General features: G+C 64.3%; 18 protein-coding genes. 7 read left to right on the top strand and 11 right to left on the bottom strand.

The genetic code is table 11. The annotated features are described in order from the left end of the window. Nucleotides 1-31: 31 nt before the first annotated feature. Complete coding sequence (locus FOS14_RS17785; RefSeq protein WP_143772148.1) at nucleotides 32-1,327, top strand: FAD-binding oxidoreductase; 1,296 nt, start codon at nucleotides 32-34, stop codon at nucleotides 1,325-1,327. Nucleotides 1,328-1,329: 2 nt separating this feature from the next. Here FOS14_RS17785 and FOS14_RS17790 read toward each other — a convergent pair whose 3' ends face one another. From FOS14_RS17790 to kstD, 4 genes are read right to left on the bottom strand one after another with little or no spacing between them, the layout of a single operon-like run. Further along, nucleotides 1,330-1,878 carry a hypothetical protein gene (locus FOS14_RS17790; protein WP_143772149.1) on the bottom strand — a complete coding sequence of 183 codons (549 nt, stop codon included), beginning with the start codon at nucleotides 1,876-1,878 and terminating at the stop codon, nucleotides 1,330-1,332. Nucleotides 1,879-1,927: 49 nt separating this feature from the next. After that, nucleotides 1,928-3,475: a carboxylesterase/lipase family protein gene (locus FOS14_RS17795; protein WP_143772150.1), complete on the bottom strand. Its 1,548-nt coding sequence runs from the start codon at nucleotides 3,473-3,475 to the stop codon at nucleotides 1,928-1,930. Nucleotides 3,476-3,478: 3 nt separating this feature from the next. Then, nucleotides 3,479-4,339 (bottom strand): MaoC/PaaZ C-terminal domain-containing protein, encoded by an 861-nt coding sequence (locus tag FOS14_RS17800; RefSeq protein WP_143772151.1) that lies wholly within the window; start codon nucleotides 4,337-4,339, stop codon nucleotides 3,479-3,481. Nucleotides 4,340-4,350: 11 nt separating this feature from the next. Beyond that, complete coding sequence (kstD, locus tag FOS14_RS17805) at nucleotides 4,351-6,063, bottom strand: 3-oxosteroid 1-dehydrogenase (RefSeq protein WP_143772152.1); 1,713 nt, start codon at nucleotides 6,061-6,063, stop codon at nucleotides 4,351-4,353. Between the two features lie 138 nt (nucleotides 6,064-6,201). Here kstD and FOS14_RS17810 point away from each other — a divergent pair, with 138 nt between their 5' ends. From FOS14_RS17810 to dmpG, 3 genes are read left to right on the top strand one after another with little or no spacing between them, the layout of a single operon-like run. Beyond that, nucleotides 6,202-6,987, top strand: coding sequence for a 2-keto-4-pentenoate hydratase (locus FOS14_RS17810; protein WP_143772153.1), 786 nt, complete (start codon nucleotides 6,202-6,204; stop codon nucleotides 6,985-6,987). Between the two features lie 10 nt (nucleotides 6,988-6,997). Beyond that, nucleotides 6,998-7,903, top strand: a complete 906-nt coding sequence (locus FOS14_RS17815) for an acetaldehyde dehydrogenase (acetylating) (RefSeq protein ID WP_143772154.1) — start codon at nucleotides 6,998-7,000, stop codon at nucleotides 7,901-7,903. 12 nt (nucleotides 7,904-7,915) lie between these two features. Beyond that, nucleotides 7,916-8,953 carry a 4-hydroxy-2-oxovalerate aldolase gene (dmpG, locus tag FOS14_RS17820; protein WP_143772155.1) on the top strand — a complete coding sequence of 346 codons (1,038 nt, stop codon included), beginning with the start codon at nucleotides 7,916-7,918 and terminating at the stop codon, nucleotides 8,951-8,953. Between the two features lie 36 nt (nucleotides 8,954-8,989). Here the strand turns inward: dmpG and FOS14_RS17825 are convergent, their stop codons facing one another. The 7 genes from FOS14_RS17825 to FOS14_RS17855 are packed head-to-tail and all read right to left on the bottom strand — an operon-like array spanning nucleotide 8,990 to nucleotide 15,371. Continuing rightward, nucleotides 8,990-9,550 carry a TetR/AcrR family transcriptional regulator gene (locus tag FOS14_RS17825; RefSeq protein WP_143772212.1) on the bottom strand — a complete coding sequence of 187 codons (561 nt, stop codon included), beginning with the start codon at nucleotides 9,548-9,550 and terminating at the stop codon, nucleotides 8,990-8,992. 26 nt (nucleotides 9,551-9,576) lie between these two features. Continuing rightward, nucleotides 9,577-10,434 (bottom strand): LLM class F420-dependent oxidoreductase, encoded by an 858-nt coding sequence (locus FOS14_RS17830; protein ID WP_143772156.1) that lies wholly within the window; start codon nucleotides 10,432-10,434, stop codon nucleotides 9,577-9,579. Between the two features lie 2 nt (nucleotides 10,435-10,436). Next, a complete protein-coding gene (locus tag FOS14_RS17835; protein WP_143772157.1) occupies nucleotides 10,437-11,906 on the bottom strand; it encodes an FAD-dependent oxidoreductase in 1,470 nt (489 codons plus the stop codon). Between the two features lie 13 nt (nucleotides 11,907-11,919). Continuing rightward, the gene (locus FOS14_RS17840; RefSeq protein WP_143772158.1) at nucleotides 11,920-12,285 is read right to left on the bottom strand and encodes a carboxymuconolactone decarboxylase family protein; all 366 of its coding nucleotides are present in this window, start codon (nucleotides 12,283-12,285) and stop codon (nucleotides 11,920-11,922) included. Continuing rightward, nucleotides 12,282-13,142, bottom strand: a complete 861-nt coding sequence (locus tag FOS14_RS17845; protein ID WP_143772159.1) for an NAD(P)-dependent oxidoreductase — start codon at nucleotides 13,140-13,142, stop codon at nucleotides 12,282-12,284. The genes FOS14_RS17840 and FOS14_RS17845 overlap by 4 nt, the downstream gene beginning before the upstream one ends. Then, nucleotides 13,139-13,888, bottom strand: coding sequence for an SDR family oxidoreductase (locus tag FOS14_RS17850; RefSeq protein WP_143772160.1), 750 nt, complete (start codon nucleotides 13,886-13,888; stop codon nucleotides 13,139-13,141). The genes FOS14_RS17845 and FOS14_RS17850 overlap by 4 nt, the downstream gene beginning before the upstream one ends. 10 nt (nucleotides 13,889-13,898) lie before the next feature. Then, nucleotides 13,899-15,371 (bottom strand): aldehyde dehydrogenase, encoded by a 1,473-nt coding sequence (locus tag FOS14_RS17855; RefSeq protein WP_143772161.1) that lies wholly within the window; start codon nucleotides 15,369-15,371, stop codon nucleotides 13,899-13,901. A gap of 237 nt (nucleotides 15,372-15,608) precedes the next feature. Here FOS14_RS17855 and FOS14_RS17860 point away from each other — a divergent pair, with 237 nt between their 5' ends. The 3 genes from FOS14_RS17860 to FOS14_RS17870 are packed head-to-tail and all read left to right on the top strand — an operon-like array spanning nucleotide 15,609 to nucleotide 18,957. Then, nucleotides 15,609-16,814 carry a cytochrome P450 gene (locus tag FOS14_RS17860; RefSeq protein ID WP_143772162.1) on the top strand — a complete coding sequence of 402 codons (1,206 nt, stop codon included), beginning with the start codon at nucleotides 15,609-15,611 and terminating at the stop codon, nucleotides 16,812-16,814. Beyond that, nucleotides 16,814-17,599, top strand: coding sequence for an SDR family oxidoreductase (locus tag FOS14_RS17865; protein WP_143772163.1), 786 nt, complete (start codon nucleotides 16,814-16,816; stop codon nucleotides 17,597-17,599). The genes FOS14_RS17860 and FOS14_RS17865 overlap by 1 nt, the downstream gene beginning before the upstream one ends. After that, nucleotides 17,596-18,957, top strand: coding sequence for a cytochrome P450 (locus FOS14_RS17870; protein ID WP_304944899.1), 1,362 nt, complete (start codon nucleotides 17,596-17,598; stop codon nucleotides 18,955-18,957). Before FOS14_RS17865 ends, FOS14_RS17870 begins: the two co-directional genes overlap by 4 nt. The last annotated feature ends 1 nt before the right edge of the window (nucleotide 18,958 follow it).

The raw sequence follows: 18,958 nt of genomic DNA on the forward strand, positions 1-18,958 counted from the left end.
CTTCTGGGTGAAACCTTACGATGCTGAAGGCATGACAGACAACGATCTAGCCGGGTTCCAGACCTTCGCCCCGCCGCGGCCGAGTAGCGTCGTCACCGCCGGGAGCGCGTCCGACGTGGTCAAAGTGGTTGAATACGCTGCGGCGCAAAACCTACCGGTACAGGTGCAGGCGACCGGGCACGGCCGCAGCATGACCGAGCCCGGTGCCGTGCTGATCGACACGCATCTCATGAATGGGGTGCGAGTAGACCCCGTGAACCGCACCGCGTGGGTGGAAGCCGGCGCTCGCTGGCGTGCGGTGCTCGACGCGGCCGCGCAGTTCGGATTGGCAGCGCCCTCGGGCAGCTCACCCGAGGTCGGTGCGGTGGGCTACACGCTGGGTGGCGGATACGGCATTCTCGCCCGCAAACACGGGCTCGCGGTCGATCAGGTGCGGCGAATGGAGGTCGTCACGGCCGACGGTGAACTCCGTATGGTGACCGCAGACCGGGACCCGGACCTCTGCTGGGCGCTGCTCGGCGGCCGCGACAACTTCGGGATTGTCACCGGCTTGGAGATCGGCCTGTTCGACACGCGCACGGTCTATGGCGGCGGGATGTACTTCGATACCCACCTGATTCCCAAAGTTCTTGCTGCCTACCCGGAATGGACGAAGAGTCTGCCGGAGGCGGCGACGGCGTCGGTAGGCGTCATTCCACTGCCCAACCTGCCGTTCATTCCGGAGCCAATTCGGGGCCGGCAGGTAGCGCACGTACGTATCGCATTCGACGGTCCCGCCGAAATCGGCGAGCAACTGCTGGCCCCGATCCAAGCAGTCGGGCCGCGACTGCTCGAGCACATGCGGACAATGCCCTACGCCGAAAGCGGTTCCATCTATAACGACCCACCGGTTCCGCACGCATATTCGGGTGACAACGTGCTGCTGAGCGACCTGAATCCCACGGCCGTGCAACGCATATCCGCCATCGTGGCCAGCGGTCCGGTCGAACCGCCGGTACTCGATATCCGTCACCTTGGTGGTGCGGTGTCGCGAGTCCCGCAGGTGCCCAGCGCTATCGGCTTCCGCGAGGCCCAATACATCGTCCGGGTCATATCGATGATCGGAGCCGACGGCATCGAGTCGGCATGGTCGGTTCAACGCCGACTACGGGAAGCATTGGCGCCGTGGACTATCGGCCGAGCGCTCTCCTTCGCGTATCTGCCGGATCCGGAGTCCGACCCAGTCCGGACGGCGTTCCATCCCGCGGATTACCGCCGCCTCACGAAACTGAAGGCCGAGTACGACCCGGAGGAACTCTTCCGCTGCGGGCAGCGCATAGTGCGGTAGCGCTACTGCAGCTTCGGAGCCATCTTTGTGAACATAGCGACAGCGAAGTCATTGGTGGCGGAGTTCTCGCCAGCCTGCATCATCACGTCACCGACCCGCACGTAGGTCGTTCCGGCGACCGTCACGGCTTCGTCACCGAGCCCGTCGACCTTCTTGGCCTGTGGGTCGTTGGCGTACAACGAAAAGTTGTCGCCGGGCACCACATCGATTCCGACGGTCGCTACCGCTCCGCCGCCGGAGATGGTGAACTTGCAACCCGAGCGCGGCGAGGTCTGCTCGTTGTAGTCGATTTTCTCGGTCTTCAACGTGTATTGCGTGTCAGCGGACTGACTGCCGCTGAGGTGCTGGCTGCGCGCCACGTCCGCAGCGTCGCTTTCGCTGAGCAGCGCGCAGACGTCCACCGAGGCAGCCTTGCTCGCATTCCCGGGCGCCACCGTGAACTCGGACCCCGACGACGGCGCATTATCGGCACTGTTTTCACTACTGCCACACCCGGTGAGCAGCCAAAAGACCGCTGCACAACAGAGCGCGGCCACTCGTATCGATGTCATCCGACAACGCTAGCCCCCAAAGCGGACCAATGGGACGAAAATGCTGGGGTCAGCTGGACCGAATCGCCGGCTCCCCCGGTGCCGACGTGCGGCGGTGGTGGCCTTCGAATCCGGCCCACGCGCGTCTGCGCTCAGCGTGCGGATCGTTCTCGACTCGCGGGGGTGCGTCGATGACCAGGGTCGCTCGGGTTTGTTGTTCGTAGCCGGGCCATGAGTCCTGCGGTGCGCCGTGCCGAGCGAAGTTGAGCCAGTGACCTTGCATTTGGTACACGACCGAGCGCATCGCCCGGCGGTCTCCGAGGCTGGTCGTCATTCGGCCGATCGCGGTCTCATGCGCACCGAACACAGGTAGCAGTTCCATCGCATGCGTCGCGCCGAGTCCCATTCCGCGCATCAGCCGTGGCGCGAAGTCGTAGCGGTACATGTATGCCGGTGCGTGTGTCGAATGCGATTCCGCCACTTCGATACTCGGGTGCCAAAAAGTGACATCGGTGCCGATGGCAAGTGCGGCTTTGGGGCTTGGGTAGGTGGGATAGGCGGCGAGCACTCGATCGCGGATATCTGGATCTGTCGCCTCGAACAACGTTTCGATCCGGTGCGGCTTGGTCGGCAGTGCGTCGGGAATCCGGGAGAACAAACTGCTTTCACGTCGGTTGGTTCCGATGATCAGCGGCACGCGGTTGGCGGTGCCGTCGCGGAATGCCGCCACTGGCCATTTCGGAAAGAAGTCACCGTCAATGGCTGGTTCGAGGGGAAAGTGACCGGGAACATCGTTGGCCACACGGCGATAGAGCGCGAGCATCGCCTTGCCGAGTTCCTTGGGCGTCGCGAGTTCCAGCGCCTGCACCGCAGTATCAGGTGTCGCGCCGAGCAGGTCGATGAACATGTCTGCCCAGCGCTGCGAGTCGTCGAGATCATGAGCCCAGTGCGCTGGCGAACTCTGCGCAATGGCACGGTGAAACAGCCCTTTTGCCGCCGGCGTGACCATCAGGGAAGTCACGGCATTGCCGCCCGCGGATTCGCCAAAGATGGTGACGTTGGCCGGGTCTCCGCCGAATGCGGCGATATTGCGCTGCACCCACTCGAGCGCGGCCACCTGGTCGCGCAAGCCGAGGTTGCTGTCGATGGGCCGGTCCGGGGATCCGAAACTGCTCACGTCGAGATAGCCCAGTGGACCGAGTCGGTAGTTCATCGAAACGAACACGATGTCGCCGCGCTCGACGAGTCGCACTCCGCTGTAAAGGGACAGCGCTGATGTTCCGACGATGTATCCGCCGCCGTGGATGAAGACCATCACCGGCCTCGGCTTGTCGCTCGCGGCCACTGGGGCCACCACATTCAGCGTCAGGCAGTCCTCGTTCACCGGCTGCACTCGGCCAGGGGAGAGCCCGGCGCCCCACGGCGGTTGGCAGGACGCATACCGAAAGTAGGTGGCATCCCTGGTACCTCGCCACGGCGTCACGGGCGCCGGTGCGCGCCAACGCAAATCACCCACCGGCGGTGCGGCGTAAGGAATGGAGCGCCAGCGCCGCACGGCGCCTTCACGACGTCCCCGGACGCGGCCTTCGGCAGTTTCAATCGTGAGGTTGGCGTCCATGGCTCAGGCGAGCGTCATCACGACATCGGACAGGGCCGGCGCGTCGTCGCGGTCGATCACCGTTGCCGAGACTCCGAGGCCGGCGTCGGTGTGCCAGACGCGTACCCGCAACCGCTCGCCCGGAAAGACGACACCGGCAAACCGTGCACGAAAGCCCTTGACGCGGCTGACGTCCGATTCCAGCGCCCCGTCGACCACCGCCTTGCATACCATCCCATAGGTACACAGGCCATGCAGGATCGGTGCGGGAAACCCTGCGGCCTTGGCGAATTCCGGATCGGAATGCAGGGGGTTGCGATCGCCGCACATTCGGTACAGCAGGGCTTGCTGCGGCAGCGTGGCGACCTCGAGCTCGTGATCGGGCGCTCGATCGGGCAGTGCCACCGCGTCGGAGGGACCACGCTCGCCGCCGAATCCGCCTTCGCCGCGGGCAAAAATCGAGGAACGCGCGCTCCACAGCGGGGCGCCGGATTCGTCCAGTGTGGTGGATTCCTGCACTATCACCGCGGCTTTGCCCTTGTCCCATACCTCGGCGATACGGGTGGCGGTGGTCGCTTTCCCCGCCGGGGGTAGTGGCCGATGCACGGTTATCTCCTGACTGCCGTGCACGATCTTCGCCAGGTCGATGTCGATGCCTGGAAACGACACCCGCGGCGGTTCGGTGGCATGGAAGGTCGCGGCGACGGTGGCAAATGTCGGTAACACCTGCGGATCGGTGTCGCTGAGGTAGCGCAGCTCGGCTGGGTCGGTCGCCCGGGCACCGGCGCCCAGTGCGAGGTGGTAGAGCTGCACATCCGCGGTTTCCCAGCTGAAGTCGACGCTGGGTAGCTCGGCTCCGATCGCCACTGCGGGATCGATTGGCATGCCTGGCCCTTTCAGTTGCTCACGGTGTTTTTGCGGCTGTCTACATTGGATTCCGACGTGGCCCGCTGCGCAATATCGAGCGCGGCGAGGTAGCCGAAGGTCATCGCAGGTCCGATGGTGGCGCCCGGACCGGCATAGGTATGACCCATCACCGGGATCGCGCAGTTCCCAACGGCATAGAGGCCGTCGATGACGCTGCCGTCCGAACGCAGCACGCGCGCGGACGCATCGGTACGCAGGCCGCCCTTGGTACCGAGATCGCCTGGCACCATCTTGATGGCGTAGAACGGCGACTTCTCCAGCGCGCCGAGATTAGGGTTCGGTTTGTTGCGTGGATCGCCGTAGTAGTTGTCATAGCCGCTGTCCCCGCGACCGAAGTCCTCGTCCTTGCCTGAGCGGGCAAAGCCGTTGAAGCGCTGAATCGTTGCGGTGAGCTCGTCGGCCGGCAGGCCGGTCTTGGCGGCCAACTCCGCGATGGTCGGGGCTTGCACCACGACTCCAGATTCGACCCACTTCTTCGGAAAGCGTTGCTCCGGTTGCAGCCCCGCAAACATGTACCGGTCGCGGTAGCGCTGATCCATGACCATCCATGCCGGAATGTTTTCGCCTGGGCCGTCCCCGGTGCCGTTGCGGCCACCGTACATCCGATGCACGGCCTCGACGTAGGGCAGCGCCTCGTTCATGAATCGGCGACCCTGCATGTTCACCATGATGCCACCGGGCAGCGAACGCTCGGCCAGGCAGAACCACGGACCCTTGGGCAGCGGAATCGACGGGCCCCACCACGCGTCGTCCATCAAGTCTGTTGCCGCTCCGAGCTTTTGACCCGCCACGATGCCGTCCCCGGTGTTGGCGGCCGCCCCAACCGTCCATTCCGTGCCGATCGGTTCGCGCTGGTACTGGTGCCGCATTTCCGCGTTGCGCTCGAATCCGCCAGCGGCCAGTACGACGCCGTGCCGCGCGCGGAGCAGCGTCGGGGTCCCGTCGAGCAGTACATCGACGCCGGTCACCACCCCGTCGTCGGTATGCAGGTCGATCATCGGGGTGTTGAGCAGCACGGGAACATCGAGGTCCAGCAATCCCTTTCGCAGGGCCGCTACCAACGCCTGGCCCATGCCCAGCAAATGCTTGCCGGTGAGCCGCGCAGCGAACAACCGTGCACCCACCCGCATCGCACGCATGGGCCCGCGGATGTGCCGCTTACGCAGGTTCAGCCAACGGTAATCGGCTTGGGTCACTACGACGTTGAGAGGTGTCTTGCTGTAGGGCGGTTCCAAGTTGGCCAGTTCGGCGCCGAGTGGCTTGGCGTTGAACGGTGCCGGTTCGACGGAGCGCCCGCCGAGACGGCCGCCCGGCGCTTCGGGGTAGTAGTCGGAGTAGTTGGGAACCCAGCGCAGCTTGAGCGGTGTCTTCTGCAGCACGAACGAGAGCATCTCCGGGCCGCGGGCCAAGAAGGTGTCGATCAGTTCGGCCGGGGTGTCGTCGCCGATGATGGAATGCAGGTATTGCCGCGCCGCCTCCGGAGTGTCCCGGACCCCATCAGCGACGAGCGCCGGGTTGTTGGGAATCCACACACCGCCGCCCGATCGCGCGGTGGACCCGCCGTAGTGGGCGGCCTTTTCCACCACGACGACGCTGAGTCCGTGGTGGGCTGCGGTGAGTGCCGCGGTCAGTCCGGCGCCGCCGCTGCCGACGACCACAATGTCGTATTCCCGATCGCTCATGTAGAACACGTTATAGAATGATGCCGCCCGCAGTCCATCCTTTCCTGCCAGGAAGTATTGCCGACCTTTGCCAAGAGAAACCGAAACACGTTACAGTCAGGAGAGAAGCGACGCACGTCGCAGGGAGGATCGGGGCTGATGCTGGACAGTTCTGTGCGTGCGGAGATCGCCGAGCGGCTTGCACAGGCCGAACTCGACCGCGCACCGATCCGCCCACTCACCGACTCTTATCCCGGCATCGATGTGGTCGACGCCTACGAGATCCAGCTGATCAACATTCGTCGACGGCTCGCCGACGGCGCGCGGGTAGTCGGGCACAAGGTGGGGCTTTCGTCCAAGGCGATGCAGCAGATGATGGGCGTCGATGAGCCCGACTATGGCCACCTGCTCGCCGACATGGAGGTCACCGAGGACGAGCCCGTGGACACCTCGCGATACTGCTACCCGCGGGTCGAGGTCGAGGTGGGGTTCGTGCTCGGCGCCGACCTGCCCGGTGCGGAGTGCACGGAGGCGGATGTCCTCGCCGCAACCGAGTCGTTTGCGCCGTCGATAGAGCTCATCGACAGCCGCATTGTGGACTGGAAGATCAAGCTGGCTGACACGATTTCGGACAACGCGTCTTCGGCGGGCTTCGTGCTGGGTAAGCAGCGCGTGGCCACGGACGCCATCGACATCAAGGCCATCGATGCGGTGCTCACCCGCAACGGAGAACGGATCGCCGAAGGGCGTAGCGACGCCGTGCTCGGCGATCCCGTGATCGCGGTGGCGTGGCTTGCCCGCAAGGTCGCGGGCTTCGGGGTGCGGTTGAAAGCCGGCGACATCGTGCTGCCCGGTTCGTGCACGCGCGCCATCGACGCGCGCCCCGGTGACAGCTTTCATGCCGAGTTCAGTGGGCTCGGCTCCGTTTCGCTGCAATTCAAGTAGGGGAGAAGCGATGACAGCAAAAGCAACCGTCGCGATTGTCGGATCGGGCAATATCAGCACGGACCTGCTCTACAAACTGCAGCGCTCGGAGTTGCTCGAGCCGCGCTGGATGATCGGCATCGACCCGGCCAGTGAAGGTCTCAAGCGTGCGCGCGGCATGGGGTTGGAGACGTCGGCCGACGGAGTCGACTGGCTGCTCGCCCAACCAGACAAGCCCGATCTGATCTTCGAGGCCACCTCGGCCTATGTGCACCGCGAGGCCGCGCCCAAATACGCCGAAGCCGGCATCCGGGCCATCGACCTGACTCCTGCTGCGGTGGGACCGGCGGTGATCCCGCCGGTGAATATCGGTGAGCATCTCGACGCGCCGAACGTCAATATGATCACCTGTGGCGGCCAGGCCACCATTCCCATGGTGGCCGCGGTGTCGCGAGTGGTCGAGGTGCCCTACGCCGAGATCGTCGCGTCGGTCGCTTCGGTGTCGGCCGGTCCCGGCACCCGGGCCAACATCGACGAGTTCACCAAGACGACCAGCCGCGGCGTGGAAACCATCGGCGGCGCCCAGCGGGGCAAGGCGATCATCATCCTCAACCCCGCCGAACCGCCGATGATCATGCGCGACACCATCTTCTGCGCCATCCCCGAGGACGCCGACCACGACGCGATCACCGAATCGGTGCATCGCATGGTGGCCGACGTGCAGCAGTACGTGCCCGGCTACCGCCTGCTCAACGATCCGCAGTTCGACCCGCCGTCCCTGGTGTCCGGCGGCCTGGCCAAGGTGTCGATCTTCCTGGAAGTCGAAGGGGCCGGCGACTTTTTGCCGCCGTATGCGGGCAACCTCGACATCATGACGGCCGCGGCCACCAAGGTTGGCGAAGAGGTCGCTAGGCAGATGCTCTCGACACGGGTGTAAGGAGCCAAACGAATGCCTTTCTCCGACGAACTCGACATTCGCGTCACCGACACCTCACTGCGGGACGGTTCGCATCACAAGCGCCACCAGTTCACCGCGCAGGATGTGGAGAACATCGTGTCCGCGCTCGACGAGGCCGGCGTCCCGGTCATTGAGGTGACTCACGGCGACGGACTCGGCGGGTCCTCCTTCAACTACGGCTTCTCGAAAACTCCGGAGCAGGAACTCATTTCGATCGCGGCCAAGACCGCCAAGCGGGCCAAGATCGCCGTGCTGATGTTGCCGGGCGTGGGGGTGAAGGAGGACATCGTCATCGCGCAGGACAACGGCGCGTCGATAGTCCGGATCGCCACGCACTGCACCGAAGCGGACGTATCCATTCAACACTTCGGCCTGGCCCGGGAACGCGGGCTGGAGACCGTGGGATTTTTGATGATGGCGCACACCCAGCCGCCGGAGGTGCTGGCCAAGCAGGCGCGCATCATGGCCGATGCCGGTTGCCAATGCGTCTACATTGTCGACTCGGCGGGTGCGATGGTGCTCGAGCAGGTGGCTGACCGTGTCGCTGCCGTTGTTGCCGAACTCGGCGACGACGCTCAGGTCGGCTTTCACGGCCACGAGAACCTCGACCTTGCCGTGGCGAACTCGGTCTTTGCCGTGCGCGCGGGCGCTTTGCAGATCGACGGCAGCGCAAGGCGTTTCGGTGCCGGAGCGGGGAACACGCCCGTCGAGGCGTTCGTAGGTGTCTGCGACAAGCTCGGCATCAAGACGGGCATCGACTTTTTCAAGATTGCCGACGCCGCCGAAGACGTCGTGCGTCCCGTGATGCCGCAGGAGTGCCTGCTGGATCGGCAGGCATTGATGATGGGTTATGCGGGCGTCTACTCGAGCTTCCTCCGGCACGCCGAACGCCAAGCGGAGCGGTACGGGGTGTCCGCCGCGGAGATGCTGGTCCGGGCGGGCAAGCGCAAACTCGTTGGTGGCCAAGAGGATCAGCTGATCGACATCGCCTTGGAGCTGCAGCGCGAAGCCCTCCCTCCCCGTGCGTGATTTTTCACCGCCCGCGGTGAAAAATCACGCACGGCCCTACTTGAGCACCAGCCGCGCCGAGCGCTCGAGCTGATCTGCGATCTCCGCATAGGAGGCGTAACCAATTCCGGCGCGAACCAACGCGCCCGCGTAGAGCAGCTCCAACGACTCGAGAACGTCCGCTCCGGACTCCGGTCCGAGCGCTGTGGCGAGCCGCTGGCGGATCTCCCCGCCGATGCGCAGCCGCAGATGCTGCACATCGGGATCGTTGCCGAGCAAGGCACTGGTGACCGCGCCGGCCAACTCCGGTTCATCGGCGACCAACAAGGCGATTCCGCGCAGCACCGCGATCGCTCGCTCGGAAGTCGCTGCGCCATCGTCGAACTCGATGTCGGATGTCGCCAGACGTCGCCAGAAAACCTCGGCGACAAGGTGTTCCTTCGAGGAGAAGTAGGTGTACGCGGTCGCGGGCGCGACACCGGCGCGAGCGGCGACAAGGCGAACCGTGAGCCCGGAGAACCCTTCCTCGCTCAGAACCTCGACCGCAGCCTTGGTCAGTCGGGCCACAGTGTCGGCTTGCTTCTCGGTCAGCCGCCGACGCGTCGACTCCAACTTCACCGAACTAGACACATGTCTGGACGCTACTACAGCATCCCTAGGGTGGCAAGCTTGTCAGCCAATCGGGAGATGTAGGCGACCACGCCGGCTTCGTCGCGGTCCGGTAGGCCGTAGACCACGTCCGTCACGCCGATCTCTGCCCAATGCCGCAACCGCTCACCGTCAGGCTTGATGTCCAACGCAACGATGCGCGGCAAACCGTCTCGTCCGGCGTCCTGCCAGATCTTGTGCAGCAGCCGCACCGGGTCGTCGATGTCGCGCTCTCGAGGGGTGGTGATCCAGCCGTCGGCGAATTCGGCGATCCAGCGAAACGTTCGTTCGGTGCCCGCCGCGCCGATCAGCACCGGAACGCCCTCGCTCCGCACGGTTTTCGGCCAGGCCCAGCTCGGGCCGAAGTTTACGAAATCGCCGGCGTAGCTGGCCTCTTCGTCCCGCCACAACGCGCGCATCGCTTGGAGGTATTCGCGCAGCACTGTCCTGCGCTTGTTTCCGGGCACACCGTGATCACTCAATTCGTCGGTGTTCCAGCCGAAGCCGGCACCAAGGGTCACCCGGCCGCCGGAAAGGAAGTCGAGCGTGGCAATCGTCTTGGCCAGCGTGATCGGGTCGTGCTCCACCGGCAGCGCAACGGCCGTCGCGAGTTCGATGCGGTCGGTGACGGCTGCAGCCATGCCCAGCGACACCCAAGGATCCAGCGTCCGCATGTAGCGGTCGTCCGGCAGCGTCGCGTCGCCGGTTTGCGGGTGCGCCGCCTGGCGTTTGATCGGGATATGCGTGTGCTCGGGAACGTAGAAGGTCGAAAACCCTGCGTTCTCGGCCGCTTTCGCCGCCGCCGCGGGCGTGATACCACGGTCGCTGGTGAACAACACAATCCCGAATTTCATGGTCACTTCCCCAGGGCCGCTGCAGTTCCCGCGCGACGTCCGTAGAAACTCCCGTCACCGAGCGAGGTACCGCTGGCATACCCGCCGGCGCACACTCCCGACGTGCACCGTCCGGCCGCGAAGAGGCCCGGAATCGGGTCTCCCGAGACGTGCAGCACGTGCGAATCCAGGTCGGTCCGCAGCCCACCGAGGGTAAACCCGGCGGTGAAGCCGCGCAGGTCGAACGCGGCGATCGGCGTGCCGACCGGCCGGACCCATTCAGGCTTCTTGCCCAGCAACGGATCCCGGCGTTCCTTGGCGTGCAGGTTGTACGTCTCGACGGTAGACTGTAAGGCCAATTCCGGCAGGCCAATTTCCGCCTCGAGTTCAGCGACGCTCTCACACACCCACTTCGGCGGGGTACGGAAGAAGGGCGTCGACGTTTCGGTGATCATGCCCTCTTCATAGGCGGCCTCGTCGATGATGAGGAAGGCCTGGTTGTCCTGCTGGATCAGTGTCAATTGGCCGATCCGGCCGGGATAGGTGTCTTCCGGGACATACCGCTGGCCGCGGCCGTTGACGAGGATGCCGCGCGCCATGAGTTGCGGGTCGCAAAAGAAGGCGACCTCGGTTGCGTCCATGTGTGCGACATCGGCGCCGAGCGCCTGCGCCACCCGAATCGCTTGCCCGTCATGCTCTTCGATGGCGGCGCCCGGCCGGCCGATCAACCTCGGAGCGTACGTTTCAACCATCTCGTTGTTGTAGGCAAAGCTGCCGGTGGCCAACACCACGCCCTTACGCGCACGCACCGAAATCGTCTGGCCATATCGCTTGGCCTCGACACCGACGACGCGGTCGCCGTCAACGATCAATCGCTGCAGCCGGATGTCGTACTCCGCTCGGATGCCTAGCTTTTCGGCCGTCTCGACGAGCGGCTTCATCAGCATGTAACCGCCGCCCCGCTCGCCGGTGCGCTTGTTCTGCATCTGCGGAAGATGCCCGCGCGGTGCCGGTGTGGCAATTGCGTTGAAGGGCGCTGCATTTTCGCCGCCGGAGTACATCAGACCCTCGTCGTGCGGTGGTTCCCAACCCGGTTCACCCCAGAACTCTTCCTTGAACGGCACCCCGCAATCCACCAGCCACTGGTAGTGATCCACGCTGCCCGCGCAGTAGTCCTCGATCTTCGCGCGATCGGCTCCCGGCCCCAGTGCGGCCATCATGAATGTGGCCATGTTCTGCGCCGAATCCTCGAAGCCCAGCGCCCGCTGTAGGGGGGTGCCCCCGCCCAGGTAGATGAAGCCGCCGGCCAGCGCGGCGGCCCCGCCCCAGCCACTGGTGCGCTCGAGGACTACCACCTCAGCGCCGGCTCGGGCAGCCTCGATGGCGGCACACACCCCGGCGATGCCGTATCCGGCGATCACGACGTCGGCCTCGATGGCCCACTCGGCTACATTCGATGCGGACAGCGGCCGAAAGTTCGGTAGGTCTGTCATCTGCGCACGCCTCTCAGTCCTGCTTCTTCTTCACGTCAGCGATCACCGACCGTGTCATCAGATCCAGCTTGGTGCCCAGCGGCCATCCCACGTAGTGGCACAGGAATATCGCGATCTCCTGCAGCTGGTCCGAAGTGAACTCTTGGTTGTGCAGTGCAGCCCGCACCTGGACCTCGGCCATGTCGAAGATTCCCTGGGCCGTCATGGCTCCAAGCAGCAGCAGGCGCCGATCGCGGATGCTCAGGCCGTCGCGAGACCAGATGTCGGCGAAGAGGTGGTCGACGGTATAGGCGAAGTGATCGCCGGGCGCATCCTTGACGTGCCAGCCGTACACCTGCTGCATCATGTCGAGGCCGCGCTGGCGCACATCGTCGGTCATGTCACGTTCCCTTCTCCCACACCGAGTCCGTTTCCCAACTCGGCACGCGCAAGCTGAGTCAGCGGAAGGTCGACGCCGAGTCGGGCGCCGAGATCAGTTGCCAACGCCAAGTCCTTTTCACCCAAATCGCGGACATGGCTCAGGATCGGATACCAAAAATCCTCGGGCGCAACCGGTTCGGTCGTATTCCGCAACATGATCGCTCCCGGGCCGCCGGTGATGGCGTCCGAATGGCGCACCACCTTGCCCAGCTCGGTGATGTCCAGTCCCGATGCCGCGGCCAGGCGCTGGGCCTCACCGGCGGCAGCAAAGGCGACAAAGTGCACGAGATTGCGGGCCAGCTTCATCCGTGTTCCGGCACCGACGTCGCCCGCGTGCACAATCAGCCCGGCCCACTTTCCGAACGGGCCGGCGACGCGCTGGTAGGCCGCTGCCGACCCGCCGACCATCACGGCCAGCGAACCGCGGTTGGCCGCCGGGGCGCCGCCGCTGACCGGGGCATCGATCAATTCGACCTCGTGCTCCAGACACTGCTGCGCCAGTTCCGTTGCGGTGGTGTCGCTGATGGTCGAGTGCACGGCAATCACCGTGCCCGGCGCGGCAGTCTCGAGAATTTGGCTCACCACGTCACGAACTTGGGCGTCGTCGAGGACGGTTACCGAGATGATCGTGGCCAGTTTTGCCAATTCCGCTGGGCTGCCTGCGCTCTGCGCGCCCGCGGCGATGAACGGCTCGACCGCCTCGGCGCGCACGTCACCGACAACAAGGCCGCCCGGCCAGTCGAGCAGGCGTTTGGCCATCGGCGCACCCATATTGCCCAGGCCGATGAAACCGACTGGTTGAGCGCCCCCGTTCATGATCGGAAAATCTGTCCGCCATCGACATTGAGCACGTGACCGGTAACCCACTTGGCGTCGTCGGAAAGCAGATACAGGCAGGCGCCTACCAGGTCCTCCGGTGTGCCGATGCGCTTGAGCGGCAACATCTGCACCATCGTGTCGACGATATTGCCGGGCGTCACCGTCCGGGTCGCCTCCGTGTCGATCGGTCCAGGAGCGATCGCATTGATCCGGATGTTGTTCCCGCCCAGCTCATAGGCTAATTGTTGGGTCATGGCGTTAATGCCGGCTTTGGCCAAGCCGTAGAAACCCGAGTAAAGCCATGCTGCGGTGGAGGATTGGTTGACAATCGACCCGCCGTTCTTGCGCATGTGCGGCCAGACCGCGCGGGTCACGTTGAGCGCGCCGTCCATGTTGACGGCCATGAATTTCTTGTAGTAGTCCCACGGAACAGTCAGCAGGATATCCAGTTTCATGTCGCCGTAGATCGCGGCGTTGTTCACCAGGTGGTCGATGGTGCCGAACTCGGCAACCGCCGCCTCGGCAAGGCGTTTGGCGGACTCCGGTTCGGAGACGTCGACGTCGCAGAATATTGCCCGCCCGCCGTACGCCACGATCTGTTTGGCGACGGATGTGCCTAATTCGGTATTGAGGTCGGCGACAACCACATTGGCGTCTTCGTGTGCGAGTGCGTGGGCGTAGCACTCGCCGATGCCGCGAGCCGCGCCCGTAACGATCGCCGTTTTTCCCGTGAAGCGTGTCATGCCGCTGCTCCTACCCTGCCTTGGTGGCGACGAGCTTGGTTTCGAGGTACTCCTCGAACCCCGCGACGCCCATCTCTCTGCCGATGCCGGATTGCTTGTAGCCACCAAACGGCGCGTCGGCGCTGTACCAGTTGCCGCCGTTGACGCTGAGCGTTCCGGTGCGAATCTCGTCGGTGACGTGCCGTATCCGCGCTTCGTCCCGGCCCCACACGGCACCGGACAGTCCGTAGGGGGAGTCGTTGGCGATGCGGATGGCGTCCTCATCGTCGTCGTAGGGAAGGATCACCAATACCGGCCCGAAAATCTCTTCACGGGCAACGACGGCGTCATTGCCGACGTCTGCGACGAGCGTGGGTTCGATGAAAAAACCGCGGTCTCGATCGGCGGGACGCCCGCCGCCGGTGACGATCCGTCCGCCATCGTCGGTGACAGTCGCGAGATATCGCTCGACTCGATCGCGCTGTCGAGCCGAGATCAGCGGACCGCACACCGTCGTCGGCTCGGCCGGATCGCCGGGCCTGATGCCGCCCAGGGTGGCCGCCGTGGCTTGCACGGCCTCGTCATAGCGCGACCTCGGCACCAGCAGCCTCGTCGCCAATGCGCAGCCTTGTCCGGCGTGCACGCACACAGAGAACGCCGCATACCCGCAGGCTGCCGCGAGGTCGGCGTCGTCGAGCACCACGAACGCGGACTTGCCGCCGAGTTCGAGGAAAACCTTCGTCACATTGCTTGCCGCGGCGCGCATTACCGCCTTGCCGGTCGGCGTCGAGCCGGTGAACGAGATCAGGTCCACCCGTGGGTCGCTCGCCAATTGCGCCCCGACGTGGTGATCGTCGGACGTCACGACATTCACCACACCCGGCGGGATGTCGGTTTCCTCGGCGATGACCATGCCGACGAGCGCCGCACACCACGGGGTGTCTGGGGCTGGTTTGAGCACCACCGTGTTTCCGGCGGCGAGCGCCGGGCCGAGCTTTGCGAAGTTGATCTGATGCGGGAAATTCCAGGGCGTTATCGCACCGACCACGCCGACTGGTTCGCGCCTGATGGACCGATGGGTCTGCACACCCATCGGCGCTGCAACTCCGAGATCGCTTTCCCACCGGTAGTTTTCGGCCAGATCCGCCGCGTAATTCAGGTCGGCGATCGGACCGGCCAGTTGTGGACCGTGCGTGAGAAACGCTGGCGCGCCGGCCTCTTCGATGGTGATGGCGCGAAGTTCATCGAGATGTGACTGCAGGGCGGTGCAAAGTTGGCGCAGACAGTGCGCGCGGAAGGTTGGGTCCCGGCGCCAGTCGGTGTGATCGAAGGCCGATCGGGCGGCTGCTATGGCTGCGTCCATCTCGGCTGCCGTGCCGTTTGCCGCGTGACCAAGCGTTTCCTCGGTCGCGGGATTGACGGTGGTGAACGTGCCGCCGGAGCCGGGAACCAACTTCCCGTCGATAAGCAGCGGCGAAGCGTCGGCCGGTCGAAGACTGGACATGTGTCTGGACTTTAGTTCGGCGGGCATGGAATGGCAACCGTGTGCCGCGAATCGATGAGAACAGATTCTACCGGTCAAGCTACGCGATAAGGCGACGCCTCCTAACGCATATCCGGCGGCAATATGACACACGTTCTAGCTCGAATCGGCGCCGATTAACCATTGCAGGAGCTGGATCGCAGTAGTAACGTCCAGACACGTGTCCAGGAACCTGTCTCGCGTAGGCGGGAGGCTCGCATGACCGCCGCCTCGTTGGAACCGCTGCTGTTCGATCCGTACGACTATCGATTCCACGACGATCCCTATCCGGTCTATCGACGGTTGCGGCACGAAGCTCCCGTCTATCACAACGCGGACCTGGGATTCTGGGCCCTGTCGAGCCACCGCGACGTTGCCGCCGCGCTGCGCGACAGCAAGCGGTTGTCCAGCGCCAACGGCGTCTCGCTGGATTCCTCCGCGTACGGTCCGCACGCCCACCGCGTGATGTCGTTCCTGGCGATGGACGACCCGCGCCATTTGCGGATGCGAAGACTCGTTTCTAAAGGTTTCACTCCCCGTCGCGTGGACGAACTACGGGAACAGATCAGGAAACTGACGCTGCACTACCTCGAACCGGCGCTGGACACAGGTAGTTTCGACTGGGTCGCTGACGTTGCCGGGAAACTGCCGATGGATGTGGTTTCGGAGCTGCTCGGCGTGCCCGAATCCGACCGCGATGAGTTACGGCGCATGGCCGATCTGCTGGTACACCGCGAAGAGGGCGTACAGGACGTACCGGTTGCCGCCATGGAGGCAGCGGTGCAGCTTTTCGGCTACTACAACCAGTTGCTCACCGAGCGTCGCCGCAACCCCGGCACCGATTTGATTTCGGCACTGTTGGGCGCCGACATCGATGGTGACCGTCTCGATGATTCCGAAATTGTCGGCTTCCTCTTCTTGATGGTGGTGGCCGGCAACGAGACGACGACGAAACTCCTTGGCAACGCGCTCTATTGGGCGGATCGTCATAGGGACCAGTATCGAAGGGTTGTCGCGAACCTGGATTGCGTGCCGGACTGGGTCGAGGAGACGCTGCGGTACGACACCTCAACCCAGATACTCGCCCGCACGGCCGCGACCGACATCGAGTACGCCGGGACGACCATCCCCGCAGGGGAGAAGGTGCTGCTCCTCATCGGTTCGGCCAATCGTGACGATTCGGTATTCGACGCTGCTGATGAATTCCAGATAGGACACGACAGTAGGTCGAAGCTCCTGAGTTTCGGTGCGGGCACACACTTTTGTCTGGGCGCCCACCTGGCCCGCCTGGAGGCGAACATTGCGCTGCGCGAATTCGCGGCGAGAGTTGCAGACTATTCGGTCGACGCCAAATGTGCAGTGCGCGTGCATTCGACAAATGTCCGCGGCTTCTCGGCACTGCCGATCACGGTGGTGAGCAGCTGATGCCGAGATTCCCACCCAATCCCGAACGCCGGCCGGCGGTCGTCAGCGGTGCATCGTCGGGTATCGGGATGGCCACGGCGGTCGCGCTCGCCGAGTGTGGGCACCCGGTTGCGCTGGGAGCGCGACGAGTCGACGAATGCGAAGCCGTCGCCGACAAGATCCGTGCCGCAGGAGGTTGCGTCTTTGCTCATCATCTCGACGTAACCCGGTCCGACTCAGTGGACGAGTTCGTCACGGCGGCTGAGGCCGCACTGGGCCCGACCGAAATACTCGTCTCCAGTGCGGGAAATCTCGAATTCTCCACGGTGCACGACATGGACCCGGATCGTTTCCTGGCCCAGCTCCAGGTGCACCTGGCCGGAGCTCAGCGGCTGGTGCATCGGGTTGTGCCGGGCATGCTCGCACGCCGCCGCGGCGACGTGGTGCTGATCGGTTCCGACTGTGCCCCATTCCCGCGGCCGCGCATGGGTGCCTACAACGCCGCCAAGTCCGGTGTCGAAGCGATGGGTCTGCAGCTGCGAATGGAGTTGGAAGGAACCGGTATTCGCGCCTCGGTGGTGCGTCCGGGACCGACCCTGACCGGGATGGGCATGGATTCCACCCCGGAGGTCATCGGTCCCGTGCTCGACGACTGGGCCAGGTGGGGCTTCGCACGGCACCCCTACTTTCTGCGCCCTGCAGACATCGCCGCGGCCGTCGTCGCCGTTGTGTCGGCACCGCGCGGCGCGCATCTTGTTCTGGTCGAGGTTCAACCCGAAGCACCCCTGCGAAAGGATGATTCGTGAGCGTCGAGTCGATCACCCGTGATCCTGCCGTGGTGTCGGGCGGAGCCCACCCGCACGGCCATCTCGAGGAACTTCGCCGCGACCCGATCGGATTGATGCGCCGCGTTCGAGACGAATGTGGAGATGTCGGCGCCTTTCGGCTTGCCGATCGCAAGGTCGTGCTGTTGACCGGTACGGAGGCCAACGAGTTCTTCTTTCGTTCCAGCGAGGAGGAACTCGACCAGCAGGCCGCTTACCCGTTCATGAAGCCGATATTCGGAGCGGGCGTCGTGTTCGATGCCAGCCCGCAGCGACGCAAGGAGATGTTGCACAATCAAGCGCTGCGCGGCGAGTACATGAAGGGACATGCGAAAACCATTGCCGCAGAGGTTGATCAGATGGTTGCCAGTTGGGGTTCGGCAGGCACCATCGACCTGCTCGACTTCTTCGCCGAGCTGACCATCTACACCTCGTCGGCCTGTCTGATCGGCAGGAAGTTTCGCAAGCAACTCGACAGTCGTTTTGCCCGCCTCTATCACGAGCTCGAAAGAGGCACCGACGCACTTGCTTTCGTGGATCCTTACGCTCCGATCGAAAGCTTCCGGCGTCGCGACGAGGCACGCCAGAGCTTGGTCGCGTTGGTGCAAGAGATCATGGCAGGCCGAATCGCCCACCCACCACTGGGCAAACAGGACCGCGACATGCTCGACGTGCTCGTCGCCATCAACGACGAGAACGGAACGCCGCGATTCTCCGCCGACGAGATCACCGGCATCTTCATCTCGATGATGTTCGCCGGCCACCACACCACTTCAGGGACGGCGGCGTGGACATTGATCGAGTTGCTGCGACACCCCGACTATGTCGAAGCGGTGCGCAAGGAGCTGGACGACCTGTACGCCGACGGGTCGGAGGTCAGCTTCCATGCGCTGCGGCAAATCCCGGTGCTCGAGGCAGTGATCAAGGAGACACTTCGCCTGCATCCGCCGTTGATCATGCTGTTGCGGGTGGCACGCGGAGACTTCGAGGTGGCCGGACGTCGAATCGCAGCGGGCGACCTGGTCGCAGCCTCGCCGGCAATATCCAACCGATTGCCGTCGGACTTTCCGAATCCGGATGCATTTGATCCGCACCGCTACATCGATCCGAATCAAGAAGACATCCTCAACCGCTGGACGTGGATCCCGTTCGGAGCCGGACGACATCGCTGTGTCGGAGCGGCGTTCGCGACAATGCAGTTGAAGGCGATTTTTTCGATCCTGTTGCACAAGTTCGACTTCGAGCTGGCGCAACCACCGGAAACCTATCGCAATGATCACAGCAAGATGGTGGTCCAGCTCGCCCAACCGTGCTTGGTCCGATACCGCGAGCGGGTGTAGT

Source organism: Skermania sp. ID1734, assembly GCF_007489285.1.
In the GTDB taxonomy this organism is placed as follows: domain Bacteria; phylum Actinomycetota; class Actinomycetes; order Mycobacteriales; family Mycobacteriaceae; genus ID1734.

Excerpts from the sequence above, each read along its gene's own strand:
- FOS14_RS17785 (WP_143772148.1), top strand. The coding sequence starts at position 32 with ATGACAGACAACGATCTAGCCGGGTTCCAGACCTTCGCCCCGCCGCGG.
- FOS14_RS17795 (WP_143772150.1), bottom strand. The coding sequence starts at position 3,475 with ATGGACGCCAACCTCACGATTGAAACTGCCGAAGGCCGCGTCCGGGGA.
- FOS14_RS17830 (WP_143772156.1), bottom strand. The coding sequence starts at position 10,434 with ATGAAATTCGGGATTGTGTTGTTCACCAGCGACCGTGGTATCACGCCC.
- FOS14_RS17850 (WP_143772160.1), bottom strand. The coding sequence starts at position 13,888 with ATGACACGCTTCACGGGAAAAACGGCGATCGTTACGGGCGCGGCTCGC.
- FOS14_RS17840 (WP_143772158.1), bottom strand. The coding sequence starts at position 12,285 with ATGACCGACGATGTGCGCCAGCGCGGCCTCGACATGATGCAGCAGGTG.
- FOS14_RS17860 (WP_143772162.1), top strand. The coding sequence starts at position 15,609 with ATGACCGCCGCCTCGTTGGAACCGCTGCTGTTCGATCCGTACGACTAT.
- kstD (WP_143772152.1), bottom strand. The coding sequence starts at position 6,063 with ATGAGCGATCGGGAATACGACATTGTGGTCGTCGGCAGCGGCGGCGCC.
- FOS14_RS17855 (WP_143772161.1), bottom strand. The coding sequence starts at position 15,371 with ATGTCCAGTCTTCGACCGGCCGACGCTTCGCCGCTGCTTATCGACGGG.
- FOS14_RS17810 (WP_143772153.1), top strand. The coding sequence starts at position 6,202 with ATGCTGGACAGTTCTGTGCGTGCGGAGATCGCCGAGCGGCTTGCACAG.
- FOS14_RS17800 (WP_143772151.1), bottom strand. The coding sequence starts at position 4,339 with ATGCCAATCGATCCCGCAGTGGCGATCGGAGCCGAGCTACCCAGCGTC.
- dmpG (WP_143772155.1), top strand. The coding sequence starts at position 7,916 with ATGCCTTTCTCCGACGAACTCGACATTCGCGTCACCGACACCTCACTG.
- FOS14_RS17815 (WP_143772154.1), top strand. The coding sequence starts at position 6,998 with ATGACAGCAAAAGCAACCGTCGCGATTGTCGGATCGGGCAATATCAGC.
- FOS14_RS17790 (WP_143772149.1), bottom strand. The coding sequence starts at position 1,878 with ATGACATCGATACGAGTGGCCGCGCTCTGTTGTGCAGCGGTCTTTTGG.
- FOS14_RS17845 (WP_143772159.1), bottom strand. The coding sequence starts at position 13,142 with ATGAACGGGGGCGCTCAACCAGTCGGTTTCATCGGCCTGGGCAATATG.
- FOS14_RS17865 (WP_143772163.1), top strand. The coding sequence starts at position 16,814 with ATGCCGAGATTCCCACCCAATCCCGAACGCCGGCCGGCGGTCGTCAGC.
- FOS14_RS17835 (WP_143772157.1), bottom strand. The coding sequence starts at position 11,906 with ATGACAGACCTACCGAACTTTCGGCCGCTGTCCGCATCGAATGTAGCC.